This window comes from Pseudomonas sp. PB105 (assembly GCF_009764655.1).
GTDB lineage: Bacteria > Pseudomonadota > Gammaproteobacteria > Pseudomonadales > Pseudomonadaceae > Aquipseudomonas > Aquipseudomonas cyclaminis.
In genome coordinates this window covers 1-14,176 of sequence record NZ_RWIO01000064.1, presented here as the reverse complement: position 1 = coordinate 14,176, position 14,176 = coordinate 1, and the positions used below count along the sequence as shown (strand labels likewise).

Annotated in this window: 14 protein-coding genes; 7 read left to right on the top strand and 7 right to left on the bottom strand. The window is 60.6% G+C overall.

Going from position 1 to position 14,176, the window contains the following annotated elements; translation table 11 throughout:
- Window positions 1-60 precede the first annotated feature (60 nt).
- The 3 genes from dgcA to EJD88_RS16935 form a co-directional block, all read right to left on the bottom strand.
- Entirely contained in the window at window positions 61-2,121 is a 2,061-nt protein-coding gene (dgcA, locus tag EJD88_RS16945) for a dimethylglycine demethylation protein DgcA (protein ID WP_099585755.1), read from the bottom strand.
- Window positions 2,122-2,136: 15 nt separating this feature from the next.
- Entirely contained in the window at window positions 2,137-2,667 is a 531-nt protein-coding gene (locus EJD88_RS16940) for a DUF5943 domain-containing protein (protein WP_005792152.1), read from the bottom strand.
- A gap of 69 nt (window positions 2,668-2,736) precedes the next feature.
- Window positions 2,737-3,714, bottom strand: a complete 978-nt coding sequence (locus tag EJD88_RS16935) for a dipeptidase (RefSeq protein WP_099585757.1) — start codon at window positions 3,712-3,714, stop codon at window positions 2,737-2,739.
- A gap of 220 nt (window positions 3,715-3,934) precedes the next feature.
- Between EJD88_RS16935 and EJD88_RS16930 the strand changes: the two genes are divergently transcribed.
- The gene (locus EJD88_RS16930) at window positions 3,935-4,336 is read left to right on the top strand and encodes a lysozyme inhibitor LprI family protein (protein WP_158878536.1); all 402 of its coding nucleotides are present in this window, start codon (window positions 3,935-3,937) and stop codon (window positions 4,334-4,336) included.
- A 41-nt stretch (window positions 4,337-4,377) separates the two neighbouring features.
- Here EJD88_RS16930 and EJD88_RS16925 read toward each other — a convergent pair whose 3' ends face one another.
- Entirely contained in the window at window positions 4,378-5,343 is a 966-nt protein-coding gene (locus tag EJD88_RS16925) for a tyrosinase family protein (protein ID WP_099585759.1), read from the bottom strand.
- Between the two features lie 216 nt (window positions 5,344-5,559).
- Between EJD88_RS16925 and EJD88_RS16920 the strand changes: the two genes are divergently transcribed.
- Entirely contained in the window at window positions 5,560-5,976 is a 417-nt protein-coding gene (locus EJD88_RS16920) for a DUF3010 family protein (RefSeq protein ID WP_158878535.1), read from the top strand.
- Between the two features lie 125 nt (window positions 5,977-6,101).
- Here EJD88_RS16920 and EJD88_RS16915 read toward each other — a convergent pair whose 3' ends face one another.
- Window positions 6,102-7,268, bottom strand: a complete 1,167-nt coding sequence (locus EJD88_RS16915; protein WP_158878534.1) for an AAA family ATPase — start codon at window positions 7,266-7,268, stop codon at window positions 6,102-6,104.
- A gap of 68 nt (window positions 7,269-7,336) precedes the next feature.
- Entirely contained in the window at window positions 7,337-8,281 is a 945-nt protein-coding gene (locus tag EJD88_RS16910; RefSeq protein WP_160385001.1) for a GlxA family transcriptional regulator, read from the bottom strand.
- Window positions 8,282-8,474: 193 nt separating this feature from the next.
- On the opposite strand from EJD88_RS16910, the gene EJD88_RS16905 reads away from it, so the two are divergent.
- The 5 genes from EJD88_RS16905 (at window position 8,475) to EJD88_RS16885 (ending at window position 12,418) form a co-directional block, all read left to right on the top strand.
- Window positions 8,475-9,419, top strand: a complete 945-nt coding sequence (locus EJD88_RS16905; RefSeq protein WP_099585763.1) for a choline ABC transporter substrate-binding protein — start codon at window positions 8,475-8,477, stop codon at window positions 9,417-9,419.
- A 73-nt stretch (window positions 9,420-9,492) separates the two neighbouring features.
- On the top strand, window positions 9,493-10,380 hold the full coding sequence (locus EJD88_RS16900; protein ID WP_099585764.1) for a 3-keto-5-aminohexanoate cleavage protein: 888 nt from the start codon (window positions 9,493-9,495) through the stop codon (window positions 10,378-10,380).
- Between the two features lie 63 nt (window positions 10,381-10,443).
- Complete coding sequence (locus EJD88_RS16895; RefSeq protein ID WP_099585765.1) at window positions 10,444-11,409, top strand: L-carnitine dehydrogenase; 966 nt, start codon at window positions 10,444-10,446, stop codon at window positions 11,407-11,409.
- Window positions 11,410-11,422: 13 nt separating this feature from the next.
- The gene (locus EJD88_RS16890; protein WP_158878532.1) at window positions 11,423-11,899 is read left to right on the top strand and encodes a thioesterase family protein; all 477 of its coding nucleotides are present in this window, start codon (window positions 11,423-11,425) and stop codon (window positions 11,897-11,899) included.
- A 255-nt stretch (window positions 11,900-12,154) separates the two neighbouring features.
- Complete coding sequence (locus EJD88_RS16885; protein ID WP_017735989.1) at window positions 12,155-12,418, top strand: hypothetical protein; 264 nt, start codon at window positions 12,155-12,157, stop codon at window positions 12,416-12,418.
- Between the two features lie 106 nt (window positions 12,419-12,524).
- Here EJD88_RS16885 and EJD88_RS16880 read toward each other — a convergent pair whose 3' ends face one another.
- Window positions 12,525-13,628 (bottom strand): GlxA family transcriptional regulator, encoded by a 1,104-nt coding sequence (locus EJD88_RS16880; RefSeq protein WP_099585767.1) that lies wholly within the window; start codon window positions 13,626-13,628, stop codon window positions 12,525-12,527.
- Between the last annotated feature and the right edge of the window lie 548 nt (window positions 13,629-14,176).

The following is a 14,176-nucleotide window of genomic DNA, read 5'->3' as shown; positions in this document are numbered from 1 at the left end:
CCATCGGGGGCAAGCCCCCTCCCACATTTGAAACCAATCCCACATTGGTTCGGTGTCGGGTCAGAAATCCTTGCACAAGCGCAGGGCGTCGTAGATCGCAGCGTGGGTATTGCGCTGCGCCACACAGTCACCGATGCGGAACAGCAAGTACCCCTCGCCCGCTTCGCTCAGGCACGGCTGCGGTTTGATCGCGAACAGCGCTTCAACGTCGATCTGGCCCTTGTTGCGCGACCCTTCCTTGAGCCCGTAGTAGATGGCTTCGTCCGGACGCACGCCGTTCTCCACCACCACCTGGTCCACCACCCGCTCCTCTTTGGCGCCGGTGTATTCGTTCTCCAATACCGCCACCAGCTTGTCGCCTTCGCGGTAGACCTTTTCCAGCATCATGTCGCCGGTCATGATCACTTCTTTGGGGTACATGCTGCGGTAGTAGGTCGGGAACGACGTACCGCCAATCGCCACGCCCGGCTTGATGTCGTCGGTGACGATTTCCACCTGGCAGCCTTTGTCGGCCAAAAAGTCCGCCACCGACATGCCGGTGAATTCACAGATGGTGTCGTAGACCAGCACGTTCTTGCCCGGCGCGACTTTGCCGTCGAGCACGTCCCAGCTGCTCACCACCAGGCCTTCGGCGGCGCCCCAGTGCTCGTTCTGCTCGATAAACGGATGCCCGCCGACCGCCAGCACCACCACGTCCGGACGCAGGTCCAGGATGGTCGCGGCATCGGCCGCCACGCCCAGGCGCAGGTCGACTTTCAAGCGCGCCAGTTCCAACTGGAACCAGCGGGTGATGCCGGCGATCTGGTCGCGTTGCGGCGCCTTGGAAGCCGTGGTGATCTGCCCGCCGATAAACTCTTTTTTCTCCAAAAGGGTCACGTCGTGGCCACGTTCGGCAGCGACACGTGCAGCCTCCATACCGGCAGGGCCGGCACCCACCACGACCACTTTGCGTTTCGGCCCGGTGGATTTCTCGATGATGTGCGGTACGCCCATGTATTCACGGGAGGTCGCGGCGTTCTGGATGCACAGCACATCCAGGCCCTGGTACTGGCGATCGATGCAGTAGTTGGCGCCGACGCACTGTTTGATCTGGTCGATCTGGCCCATCTTGATCTTGGCGATCAGGTGCGGGTCGGCGATGTGCGCACGGGTCATGCCGACCATGTCCACATAGCCGCCTTCCAGAATGCGCGTGGCCTGGTTCGGGTCCTTGATGTTCTGCGCGTGCAGTACCGGAACCTTGACCACTTCCTTGATGCCGGCCGCCAGGTGCAGGAACGGCTCCGGCGGGTAGCTCATGTTCGGGATTACGTTGGCCAGGGTGTTGTGGGTGTCGCAACCCGAGCCCACCACGCCGATGAAATCGAGCATGCCGGTGTCGTCGTAATACTTGGCGATCTGCTTCATGTCCTCGTGGGACAGGCCGTCCGGATGGAACTCGTCACCGCACAGGCGCATGCCCACGCAAAAGTCATCACCGACTTCGGCGCGCACGGCCTTGAGGACTTCCAGGCCGAACTTCATGCGGCCTTCAAAGGTGCCGCCCCATTCGTCGGTCCGCTTGTTGACCCGCGGGCTCCAGAACTGGTCGATCATGTGCTGGTGCACGGCGGACAGTTCCACACCGTCCAGGCCACCGGCCTTGGCGCGTTTGGCGGCGCTGGCGTAGTTGCCGATCACGCGCCAGATCTCTTCCGGCTCGATGGTCTTGCAGGTTGCGCGGTGCACCGGCTCACGCACACCGGACGGCGACATCAGGGTCGGCCAGTTGAAGCCGTCCCAACGCGAGCGTCGGCCCATGTGGGTAATCTGGATCATGATCTTGGCGCCATGCTTGTGCATGGCATCGGCCAGGTTCTGGAAGTGCGGGATGATGCGGTCGGTGGACAGGTTCACCGAGCTCCACCATTCCTGGGGGCTGTCGATGGCAACCACCGAGGAACCGCCACAGATTGCCAGGCCGATACCGCCCTTGGCTTTCTCTTCGTAATACTTCACATAGCGGTCGGTGGTCATGCCGCCGTCGGTGGCATACACCTCGGCGTGGGCGGTACTGAGCACGCGGTTGCGGATGGTCAGTTTGCCGATCTGGATCGGCTGGAACATTGCTTCGAAAGCCATGGCACGGTCCTCGGCTTACAACGGCTTGACGGTGAACAAACCATCATCGTGGCCCTCTTCGGAGCCTCCGTAGACTTGTTCGGCGACGGTGCGGATCTTGCTGCCACGGGCCTCAAGAATCTGGTCCATGGCGCCGGCAAACCAGCCGGTGAACATGTAGTCCACCTTGCGCCCGACCTTGCCGTACACGTAGACGAATGCCGAGTGTTCGAGCTTGACGCTGGCGGTGCCTTTGTCGAGGTCGATGTCCTGGATCTTGAACAGGCCCCAGCCGCGTTGCGACAGGCGCTTCATGTAGTGCTCGAACACCGCGACGCCTTCCAGGCCGTGGCACTCGGCTTCTTTTTCACACCAGTGCCAGGCGGATTTGTAGCCGGCCTTGTAGAGGATCTCGGCGTAGGCGTCGGCGCCCAGCACTTCTTCGATGCCCATGTGGTTGTTGACGAAGAAATGGCGCGGCACGTACAGCATAGGCAGGGCGTCGGAGGTCCAGACACCGGTTTCGCTGTCGACTTCGATTGGCAATTGCGGGGCGATTTTGGCCATGGAAACTTAACTCCAGAAAATTCTTAGGTGTGCCCTCGACGCGAACGGTCGAGGGAAAAATGCGGTGGCTTATTCGCCCCAGACGTCCTTGAGCACGTTGACCCAGTTCTCGCCCATGATCTTGCGCACCACGCGCTCGCTGTGGCCGCGCTTGAGCAGGGTTTCGGTGAGGTTGGGGAACTCGCCCACGGTGCGGATGCCCAGCGGGTTGATGATCTTGCCGAAGCTGGTCAGGCGGCGGGCGTAGCCCTTGTCATGGGTCAGCATTTCGAAGAAATCCTGGCCATGGCCCTGGGTAAAGTCGGTGCCGATGCCAATGGCGTCTTCGCCGACGATGTTCATGGTGTATTCGATGGCTTCGGCGTAATCGTCGATGGTCGAATCGATGCCCTTGGCGAGGAACGGCGCGAACATGGTCACGCCGACAAAGCCGCCGTGGTCGGCGATGAACTTAAGCTCTTCATCGGACTTGTTGCGCGGGTGCTCTTTCAGGCCGGACGGCAGGCAGTGGGAGTAGCACACCGGTTTTTTCGATTCGAGGATGACTTCTTCGGAGGTTTTGGAGCCGACGTGGGACAGGTCGCACATGATGCCGACGCGGTTCATCTCGCCAACGATCTCGCGACCAAAACCCGACAGGCCGCCGTCGCGCTCGTAGCAACCGGTGCCCACCAGGTTCTGGGTGTTGTAGCACATCTGCACCACACCGACGCCGAGCTGCTTGAAGATCTCGACGTAGCCGAGCTGGTCTTCAAATGCATGGGCGTTCTGGAAGCCGAAGATGATGCCGGTCTTGCCCAGTTCCTTGGCCTTGCGGATGTCGGCGGTGGTTTTCACCGGGATTACCAGGTCGCTGTTCTCGCGGATCAGGGTCTGGCTGGCGACGATGTTATTGATCGTGGCCTGGAAGCCTTCCCACACCGACACGGTGCAGTTGGCGGCGGTGAGGCCACCCTTGCGCATGTCCTCGAACAGCTCGCGGTTCCACTTGGCAATAATCAGCCCGTCGATAACGATGCTGTCGGCGTGAAGTTCGGCTGGGCTCATCAGGCTGTCCCCTTATTGGCAATTCATGCGCCGAATCGTCTGCCGGCGCTTTGGGGCCAGCATATGCCCAGGGGCAACCTGAGCCGGGTGCAAAAACGACAGGGGAATTGCCGAAAGCGTCAATCCGCGACAAAGGCTGTTAAGAGAGGTCTGACTGGCGGCTGTTATTTGTCTTACGCTTGAGCCAGAATTCCCGCATCACCTGATATGAGACGGCGCAATGAAATCGATTTTCCTGGCTTTGGCACTCATCGCAACCGGCGTCCACGCGGCCGAAGACACCGACAGCACGCCGTGCGATGGCATCGAAAGCGACACGCAAACCCTGGAATGCGCCTCCTATAACAAAACCACCGCTGAGCAATTGCTCAAGGATAACTATCAGGGGTTGCTGGAGCGCATGGGTTCGACCTACGGCAGCGACAAGACCAAACTGGCGGACATTACCGCCCGTCTGAAGGACGCGCAGCAAAAGTGGGAAAAACTGCGGGATGCCGATTGTGCGGTGGACACCTTCCCGGCAGTCACCGGCACCAAGGCCTATGCGATTGCGCACAACGACTGCCTGGCGCGGATGAGTGATGAGCGGTCGGAGTTTTTGGAGTCGATTGGGCAGGAGTGAATGCCAACTCCCGCCGCCAACGTGCGGGAGCGGCGACGGATTCAAGCCATGAAAGGCGACTTGAACGGGCTGCGAACCAATTCTCGCGATGGAGAGTATTGATAGCCCAGCTTGGCGATATCCAACACCTGACGAATACTACGCTCACCCCACGGGTTGATCAGGTCCCCAACGTTGTGGCCCTCCGGACCGCAGCGCATCGGCGCGTAATGGGGCGCCCACTTGGGTTTATCCAGCTTCATTTGCGCTTGCCAGTCCGCCCATACCTTGTCGATAAAGCAATGATGGAGGAAGAACACCGGATCCTCCGGCGAGGTCATCGCCAACATATTGCCGCCGATCCAGAGATGCACGCGGTTATGCAACTGGGAGCCAGGCGTAGTCACTTGTGGATCGCCACGTTGAGTGACCCAGCCCTCCAAACGATTGCGAAACCCACGGGTATAGGGTCCTGAATCAAAAGGCGGCGTGTCATACAAGCTTTCACGCATGGCCATCTGCAGATCGGCCACTGTAGGAAGCGAGCCGACCCACTGACCAAACTGGCGCTTGAGGCCTTTGCCCGGCAAATCATCCTCGGGGTACTCAGGCACTTCCCATTGACCGCCGCTGTAGGCAAACGGCCCATCCTTGACCCGAAACTGATCGCTTGGATCGCCGTTTCCGCCCATCAAGTCCGTCCTCCAGACCGGTGATCCCGCAGGATTGGCCGCATCTTCGGTCCAGTCCCAATAAGGCAGCGCTACATCGGGACTGATACCGCGCAACTCAGCCTCAAGCTGCATAAGCATCTCTCGATGCCAGGGCAGGAAGGCCGGCCCGAGATGGGCCCCATTGCGGTAGTCGGGATCCTGGGGCTCATCGCAATGCACAGTCGGCACCATGACGCCGTGATGCCAGTGAACGTACTTGTCGTATTCACCGCGTCTCTTGAGTTCAAGCAAGCTATCAATAAACGACTTTTTCTCGCTATCACTCAGAGAGCGAATATTTTTCCTGATGATCATTGCGCAACTTCCTTCTCAGAAGGTCGAGGGGGTTGACTCTTTCAAACCAATCTATGCAGGACTTCCATCATTGGCTACTGTCAGAAATAACAGGTCGGAATGATCTTCTGACAGACGGTCATGGGTTGCGGTTTTTATTTGAGCCGATTTGGAGTTGGCTTTAGTCTTGAGGTGCGCGACCATCCGTCGCCTCTCCACCTATTGCCAGGCCATGACATGAAAACCTGCGGCATCGAAATCAAAGGCAGCGAAGCCATCATCGCCCTCGCCGCCCTGGACAACCAGGCGCTGACCCACGTCGCCCTGGCGACCAAGAAAATCGCCCTCGACGATGACGATGAAGCGGCCAACGTCAAAGCCTTCGCCGCTCAGGTGAAAGCGTTTGTGCAGGACAACGCCATCACTCGCATCGCGATCAAGAAGCGCAGCAAGAAGGGTGAATTCGCCGGCGGCCCGACGACGTTCAAGATTGAAGGGGTGTTTCAGTTGCTGGAGGGCGTGGAGGTGACCTTGCTGTCGCCGCAGACCGTTAATGCGCAGAACAAAAAGCACAATTTTGACCTGCCGGCGACGCTGAACAAGTATCAGCATGAGGCCTTCAAGACCGCGTGCTCCGCCCTGCTGAAAAAATAACACACACCGAAAATCTACTGTGGGAGGGGGCTTGCCCCCGATGACGGACTGTCAGTTGATACAGCTTTGGCTGACACACCGCTATCGGGGGCAAGCCCCCTCCCACATTGAAGCAAAAGTGCCCTTCAGCGCTTGTGCAGCAGCCAATCCCCAAACGCCTTGTCTTCCAGGGCATACCCACCCCGGCTCGATTTCCACACCAATTCCTTGTCGCGCAAGGCATCGATACAGGCCTGAATCGTCTGGGTGCCCGGCACCACGTCGCTGCCCATGTCTTCCAGCGCCTTGCTGACCGCCGTCAGGGTGCTGTCGGTGAACGGGGCAAAGGGTTCGTTGTGTTGCGAACGCTCTACCATCACCGCCAGCACCGCACGCTGCGGGAGGGTCAGCGCGTTCCAGGCGCTTTCGAATTCGGTCCATACACCTGCGCGCAGCAATTCGGCGCGGCTGTGCAGCAGTTGGCCCAGGTTGCTCGCCTCGCCTAACTCCAGGGCGACTTCACCGATGATCGTGCGCAACATCTCGGGGCGACGGCCCACTAGCTCAAAAGCTTCATCAATATCCGCCGCGTTGAATTGGTTGGTCTTGGCCAGGTGCGCGTTGAGATGCACGGTGTAGGCCTGGGTGAATTCTTTGCCGAGCAACGGAAACGGCGTGATGCTGGAGCCGAAAAACGGCTGGCTTTTGCCCAACACCAGATGTGCCAGCTTGTCGCGATTGGAGCCAGTGAACACCAGATGCAAACCGCTGCCGTCTTCGTCACGACCTTGGTTGAGTTGGTCCCGGGCTGCTTTCAGCGCGAACATGGCGTTGATGCCTGAATCGCTGGTCAAGGCGTGCTGCGCTTCATCAATCACCAGTACGACGGGCTTTTCCGCCGCGCGGTGGAGCAATTCCAACGCCTGGGTCAACGTGGCGCCCACAGGCAATTGCGGCTTGCTGAAATCCCAGGACAACGTCCGCAGAAAGCTGAGCTTCTCGATCCCGATGTTCTTGGCCAGTTTGCGAATGCCTTTTTCATAGGGAACCAGCGCGGCCGCTATGGCGCTGGCGATCAACTCGGCGGGATCCTTTTCCTTGTCGGCCCACAGATCCACATACACGGCCAGCCAACTGCGCAACTGACACTCCGGGATGAGGTCTTCGCGCAAAAACGTACTTTTACCGGTGCGGCGCGGCGCGGCGAGAAACAGGCCAGAGGTGAAATCCTGAATCCCGGCCCCCACAAGACCATCGGCAATGCTGCGCGCCAGGGCGGGGCGGCGGAACACAAAGCCGCTGTGCTTGGACATGGTTTTATACTCAATTATGGAAAGGACTATAAATTATAGCTATGAGTATAATTGACTATAATTGCCGGTCAAACCACCTCCCGTCGCCGATCCTCCCTTGGGCACTTCGCAAACCTTGCCCGATAGCTGCGAGTGAAGTACGACGGTGACTCAAACCCGCAGGCAATGCTCACCTCCAGCACACTCATGTCGCTTTGACGTAAGAGCTGCCGGGCTTTTTCCAGGCGCAGGCCGAGGTAGAAGTTGCTTGGCGTGTCGTTCAGGTGCAGGCGGAATAGCCGCTCCAACTGGCGTCGGGTGACTTTGATCGCGTCGGCCAGGGCCAAGGTGCTCAGGGGCGGCTCGGTGTGCTGCTCCATCTCGCCGATCACGTGGACCAACTTTTTGTTGTTGATGCCGTAGCGCGTGGCGATCTGCATGCGCTGGTGGTCTTTGCGTGGGCGGATGCGGCCGAGCACGAATTGTTCGGAAACCTGGATGGCAAGCTCCGGGCCGTGGGCCTGGGCGATCAGGTCGAGCATCAGGTCGATGGACGCGGTGCCGCCGGCGCAGGTGATGCGGCGGCGGTCGATCTCGAACAGTTCCTGGGTCACGGTCAGGTGAGGATAGGACTCCTTGAACGCATCGATGGCTTCCCAGTGCAGGGTCAGGCGATGGCCTTCGAGCAGGCCGGCTTCGGCGAGGACGCAGGCGCCGGTGTCGATGGCGCCGAGGGTCACGCCGTCGTGGTCGAGGCGGCGCAGCCAGTGTTCCAGTGCGGGAGTGGCGAACTGCAACGGTTCGAAGCCGGCCACCACCAGTAAGGTCGCGCCTTTTTTCAGCGGTTCCAGCGCGGCGTCGGCGTTGACCGACATGCCATTGCTCGCCAATACCGCGCCGCCATCGGCACTCAGCACATGCCAACGGTACAGCTCGCCACGAAAGCGGTTGGCCACCCGCAGCGGCTCCAGCGCAGAGATAAAGCCAATGGCCGAAAACCCCGGCATCAGCAAAAAGTAGAAATCCTGGGACATGGTGGCGCTCTCGTCGGACGGGCAGCGTGGCACTGTGATACTCCCGTTCCGGGGCGGATTCAAGGGGGCAGGTCGCTGCAGTGCAAGAGGTGGTCGCCGCCGTGCGTTTTGCCGTCCGCTGGCTTGCGTAACTTGGCTGCACGGCGCACAAAGACGCCGGACCCCACAATAACGACCTGCCGAGGGATCCACCATGAATCGACTGATCAGCCGCTGCGTGCTTGCACTCAGCGCCAGCGCCATTTTGAGCACCAACGTAATGGCAGCGGATGCCGCTTCATGCCAGAACGTGCGCATGGGCGTGGTGAACTGGACGGACGTCATCGCCACCAGTGCCATGACCCAAGTACTGCTCGACGGCCTCGGCTACAAGACCAAACAGACCAGCGCCTCCCAGCAAATCATCTTCGCCGGCATCCGCGACCAGCGCCTGGATATGTTCCTGGGCTACTGGAACCCGCTGATGACCCAGACCATCACGCCGTTTGTCGACGCCAAGCAAGTCAAAGTCCTCGACAAAGCCAGCCTGGAAGATGCCCGCGCCACGCTTGCCGTGCCGACGTACCTGGCCGACAAGGGCCTGAAAACGTTCGCCGATATCGCCAGATTCGAAAAGGAACTGGGCGGCAAGATCTACGGGATCGAGCCGGGCTCGGGGGCTAACACCCAGATCAAGGCGATGATCGCCAAGAACCAGTTCGGCCTGGGCAAATTCCAACTGGTGGAGTCCAGTGAGGCCGGCATGCTCGCCGCCGTGGACCGCGCCGTGCGCCGCAAGGAAGCCGTGGTGTTCTTCGGCTGGGCGCCGCACCCGATGAACGTCAACGTGGCGATGACTTACCTCACCGGCAGCGATGACGCCCTCGGCCCGAACGAAGGCATGGCGACGGTGTGGACCGTGACCTCGCCGACCTACGCCGAACAGTGCCCCAACGTGCACAAGTTGCTGACCAACCTGACCTTCACCGCCGCCGACGAGAGCCGGATGATGCAGCCGTTGCTGGATCACAAGGACGCTATCGAGTCCGCCAAGCAGTGGCTCAAGGATCACCCCCAGGACCAGGCGCGCTGGCTGGAGGGCGTGACCACCTTCGACGGCAAACCGGCTGCAGCCAACCTGCAACTGACCAGCAAATAACCCGCTTTCCATCACCGTTTCGCAGCCCGCACAGGCTGCGAACGGTTTCACCACGCCTGCAAGGAACCGCCCCATGAACCACGACGTCATCATCACCTGCGCACTCACCGGTGCTGGCGACACGACCGCCAGAAGCCCACACGTGCCGGTCACCCCCAAACAGATCGCCGCCGCTGCGGTGGAAGCCGCCAAGGCCGGCGCTACCGTGGTGCATTGCCATGTGCGCGACCCCGAAACCGGTAAGTTCAGCCGCGACGTAGCGCTGTACCGCGAACTGATGGAGCGCATTCGCGAGGCCGACATCGACATCATCGTCAACCTCACCGCCGGCATGGGCGGCGACCTGGAGATCGGCGGCGGCGAGAACCCGATGGAGTTCGGTCCCAACACCGACCTGGTCGGCCCACTGACGCGCCTGGCCCACGTCGAAGCGTTGCTCCCGGAAATCTGCACCCTGGACTGCGGCACCCTGAACTTCGGCGACGGCGACACGATTTACGTGTCCACCCCGGCGCAACTGCGCGCCGGGGCCAAACGCATCCAGGAACTGGGCGTTAAGCCTGAACTGGAAATCTTCGACACCGGCCACCTGTGGTTCGCCAAGCAGATGATCAAGGAAGGCCTGCTCGACAACCCGCTGTTCCAACTGTGCCTGGGCATCCCATGGGGCGCGCCGGCCGATACCACCACCATGAAAGCCATGGTCGACAACTTGCCCGCCGACGCAGTGTGGGCCGGCTTCGGCATCGGCCGCATGCAAATGCCAATGGCGGCGCAGGCGGTGCTGCTGGGCGGCAATGTGCGGGTCGGGCTGGAAGACAACCTGTGGCTGGACAAGGGCGTGCTCGCCACCAACGGCCAGCTTGTGGAACGGGCGAGTGAAATCCTCAGCCGTCTGGGGGCACGGGTCATGAGCCCGGCCGAGGGCCGCGTGAAGATGGGCCTCACTAAACGCGGTTAAAAAATGTGGGAGGGGGCAAGCTCCCTCGCACATGGGTTCTTCACATTATTCAGGAATGTCTCCATGCGCTTTATCACTGAGATCAAAACCTTCGCCGCCCTCGGCAGCGGTGTTATCGGCAGCGGCTGGGTGTCCCGCGCCCTGGCCCACGGACTCGATGTGGTGGCCTGGGATCCGGCGCCCGGCGCAGAAGCGGCACTGCGCAAACGTGTCGCCAATGCCTGGGGCGCGCTGGAGAAACAGGGCCTGGCACCGGGCGCATCACAGGACCGCCTGCGCTTTGTCGCCACTATCGAAGAGTGCGTAAAAGACGCGGATTTCATCCAGGAAAGCGCCCCGGAACGCCTGGAGCTGAAACTGGAACTGCACAGCAAGATCAGCGCAGCCGCCAAGCCCGATGCATTGATCGGTTCGAGCACCTCCGGCCTGTTGCCGAGTGAGTTCTACGAGGGTTCGACCCACCCGCAACGTTGCGTGGTCGGGCACCCATTCAACCCGGTGTACCTGCTGCCGCTGGTGGAAGTGGTGGGCGGCAAAAATACCGCGCCGCAGGCAATCCAGGCGGCGATCAAGGTGTACGAATCCCTTGGCATGCGCCCGCTGCATGTGCGTAAGGAAGTCCCCGGTTTTATCGCCGACCGGCTGTTGGAAGCGTTGTGGCGCGAGGCGCTGCACTTGGTGAATGACGGTGTGGCCACTACCGGCGAAATCGACGATGCGATTCGTTTTGGCGCCGGCCTGCGCTGGTCGTTCATGGGCACCTTCCTCACCTACACCCTGGCGGGCGGCGATGCCGGCATGCGCCACTTCATGGCGCAGTTCGGGCCGGCATTGCAGTTGCCGTGGACCTACCTGCCCGCGCCGGAACTGACCGACAAGCTGATCGACGATGTGGTCGATGGCACCCGCGATCAGTTGGGTGATCACAGCATTTCGGCGCTGGAGCGCTATCGTGATGATTGCTTGCTGGCGGTGCTGGAAGCAGTGAAAACCACTAAGGAAAAACACGGTATGACCTTCGCCGAATAACGGACAACTCACCATGCCTGCATTGATCACCTACACCACCCCAGTCCTCCCCGACTGGGTCGACTACAACGGCCACCTGCGCGACGCGTTCTACCTGCTGATTTTCAGCTACGCCACCGACGCGCTGATGGACACCCTGGGCCTGGACAGCGACAACCGCGAAGCCAGCGGCCACTCGCTGTTCACCCTGGAACTGCACCTGAACTACCTGCACGAGGTAAAACTCGGCGCCAAGGTTGAGGTGCACACCCAACTGATCGCCCACGACGCCAAGCGCCTGCACCTCTATCACAGCCTGCATCCAGTGGGCGAAGAACGGGAACTGGCGGGCAACGAGCAGATGCTCTTGCACGTCGACCTGGCCGGCCCGCAGTCGGCGCCGTTTACCGAGGCGACGCTGGGAAAAATCATCGCCCTGCGCGCCGAACAGGCCGACCTGCCAAAACCCGCCCTCCTCGGCCGGGTCATTGGTTTGCCCGCTAAAAAATAACCGGCAAAAAAAGCCCCGATCCAGCCGTGACTGGATCGGGGCAGAGGTGCCTTGTGAGAGCGTTACATCCCGAGGGTGACCAAACCATCAAGCTGTGTGCCTGGGTGCAGTGTGCCGGTAAGTGCCGTCCGCAAATGGCCCGAAAACGACACGCTCATAGCCATCTGAGGCATTCGCGCATTCTGCCCTTGCCGACCGCCGGGGTGGCTACCAGAATCGAGGTCGAACCCCGCTCCCCTCACCAGGATAAACGTCATGATGCATGCGGATTTGATTGATCAGGATGACCTGCTGGGCCAACTGCGCTCACTGGGTTTCGAAGTCTCCAGCGGCTCTACTGCCGAGCAGGCCTGTGAATGTGCCGTACGCGGTTTGAGCGAAGCGCGGGCCAAGGCGCTCAAGGGTATGGTTGAGCAGATGTACACCGGCAGCGCGACGATTTTGCCGGCGGTGCGTCAGGCGATTGATAAGCAGCTGTTGCCGGCTTTGGTGCAGTTCAAGCAGAACTCTGGCGCCTGATAAACCGCTATCGGGGGCAAGCCCCCTCCCACATTTTGACCGCATTCGCATGTTGAAACTCGGTCAACGGTGGGAGGGGGCTTGCCCCCGATGCAGGCGACTCGGTCTAGAGCCTCACGCTGGCAAAAGTCGACTCATTGCGCGCCTGGCTCAACGCCGACATTGGCCCCGCCAATGGCGCCAATACCAGCGCCTGCGGAATCGGCATCATCGCCACCTGCTGGGTGGTGTTGGAACCGACGCGCTCATCCCGTGGCGGAATGCCGAAGTATTCGCGGTAGCACTTGGAGAAGTGCGGCGTGGAGACAAACCCGCACACCGACGCCACTTCGATGATCGACATCGGCGTCTGCTTGAGCAACTGGCGCGCACGGATCAAACGCAGCTTGAGGTAGTAGCGCGACGGCGAGCAGTGCAGGTATTTCTGGAACAAGCGCTCCAGCTGGCGCCGCGACACGGCGACGTACACCGCGAGCTCGTCCAGGTCGATCGGCTCTTCCAGGTTGGCTTCCATCAGCGCGACGATTTCCTGCAGCTTCGGCTGGTTGGTGCCAAGCATGTGCTTGAGCGGCACACGCTGGTGATCCTGTTCGTTGCGGATGCGCTCGTACACAAACATCTCGGAAATGGCGGCCGACAGTTCACGGCCGTGGTCGCGGCTGATCAGGTGCAGCATCATGTCCAGCGGCGCGGTGCCGCCGGAGCTGGTGAAGCGATTGCGATCGAGGGTGAACAGGCGCGTGCTCATGGCCACACGCGGGAAAGCTTCCTGCATCGACGCCAGGCATTCCCAGTGCACGCTGCAATCAAAACCGTCGAGCAGGCCGGCGCAGGCCAGGGCCCAACTGCCGGTACACACGGCGCCAAGGCGACGGGACTGGCGCGCCTGGCTTTGCAGCCACGACACGTGTTCACGGGTAACGGTGCGCTGGATACCCACGCCGCCGCACACGATCACCGTGTCCAGGGCCGGGGCTTTGTGCATGGAGGCATCGGGGGTGATTTGCAGCCCGTCGCTGGCCCAGACCTGGTTGCCGTCGACACTCAGGGTTGTCCAGCGATACAGCTCGCGGCCGGACAGTTGGTTGGCCATGCGCAGCGGTTCCACGGCCGATGCCAGGGAAATCAGCGTGAAATTGTCCAGCAGCAAAAAGCCGATGGATTGAGGCGCACGGTTCTGGGGTTGGGCCCCTGAGTTGAACGACGTCATCGCGGTATCTCCTCACACAAAGCGGGTGATGGCCTCAGGCGAGGCTCTTGTTATTGCGCTCTTCGTCGGTAAAGAAGAGAGGCTTTGAATGGATAGAGCAAATGCCGTGCCTAAAATTGAATGGCTATTCAATAAATCCTGAAAACGACCTGTTGATGCCTCTATATAAGCCCGCGCGGGAAGTACGGGATATGGCTTGAAATGATGTAGGAGTAGGTCCGCTCAAGGGGCGTGAGCAGAACGGTAGCACTTGTGGGAAGGCGCTTTGAGGCGTGTGGGATAAGCCTGTCACCCCAAGCACGGGCGACAGCAGGTCGAGGGAAAATCGTTTGGAAGCTACTTATCTGTTTGCGACGCGCTAAAAGGTGGCGCTTTTGGCTTGGGTGTTCACTTTATGAGCAGTGTTGGGCGGACTACCGCTATCGGGGCATAGCTATCTACACAACTCTCAAAGGCTTATACATAACTCTGTGGTGAGCGGGCTTGTCCCGCGCTGGGCTGCGCAGCAGCCCCAAAACCAGGCAACTTGGTTTTTCTGAAAAAACGCG

Bases quoted from the DNA above. Each gene is read 5' to 3' on its own strand.
- dgcA (WP_099585755.1), bottom strand. From the start codon at position 2,121: ATGGCTTTCGAAGCAATGTTCCAGCCGATCCAGATCGGCAAACTGACC.
- EJD88_RS16940 (WP_005792152.1), bottom strand. From the start codon at position 2,667: ATGGCCAAAATCGCCCCGCAATTGCCAATCGAAGTCGACAGCGAAACC.
- EJD88_RS16935 (WP_099585757.1), bottom strand. From the start codon at position 3,714: ATGAGCCCAGCCGAACTTCACGCCGACAGCATCGTTATCGACGGGCTG.
- EJD88_RS16930 (WP_158878536.1), top strand. From the start codon at position 3,935: ATGAAATCGATTTTCCTGGCTTTGGCACTCATCGCAACCGGCGTCCAC.
- EJD88_RS16925 (WP_099585759.1), bottom strand. From the start codon at position 5,343: ATGATCATCAGGAAAAATATTCGCTCTCTGAGTGATAGCGAGAAAAAG.
- EJD88_RS16920 (WP_158878535.1), top strand. From the start codon at position 5,560: ATGAAAACCTGCGGCATCGAAATCAAAGGCAGCGAAGCCATCATCGCC.
- EJD88_RS16915 (WP_158878534.1), bottom strand. From the start codon at position 7,268: ATGTCCAAGCACAGCGGCTTTGTGTTCCGCCGCCCCGCCCTGGCGCGC.
- EJD88_RS16910 (WP_160385001.1), bottom strand. From the start codon at position 8,281: ATGTCCCAGGATTTCTACTTTTTGCTGATGCCGGGGTTTTCGGCCATT.
- EJD88_RS16905 (WP_099585763.1), top strand. From the start codon at position 8,475: ATGAATCGACTGATCAGCCGCTGCGTGCTTGCACTCAGCGCCAGCGCC.
- EJD88_RS16900 (WP_099585764.1), top strand. From the start codon at position 9,493: ATGAACCACGACGTCATCATCACCTGCGCACTCACCGGTGCTGGCGAC.
- EJD88_RS16895 (WP_099585765.1), top strand. From the start codon at position 10,444: ATGCGCTTTATCACTGAGATCAAAACCTTCGCCGCCCTCGGCAGCGGT.
- EJD88_RS16890 (WP_158878532.1), top strand. From the start codon at position 11,423: ATGCCTGCATTGATCACCTACACCACCCCAGTCCTCCCCGACTGGGTC.
- EJD88_RS16885 (WP_017735989.1), top strand. From the start codon at position 12,155: ATGATGCATGCGGATTTGATTGATCAGGATGACCTGCTGGGCCAACTG.
- EJD88_RS16880 (WP_099585767.1), bottom strand. From the start codon at position 13,628: ATGACGTCGTTCAACTCAGGGGCCCAACCCCAGAACCGTGCGCCTCAA.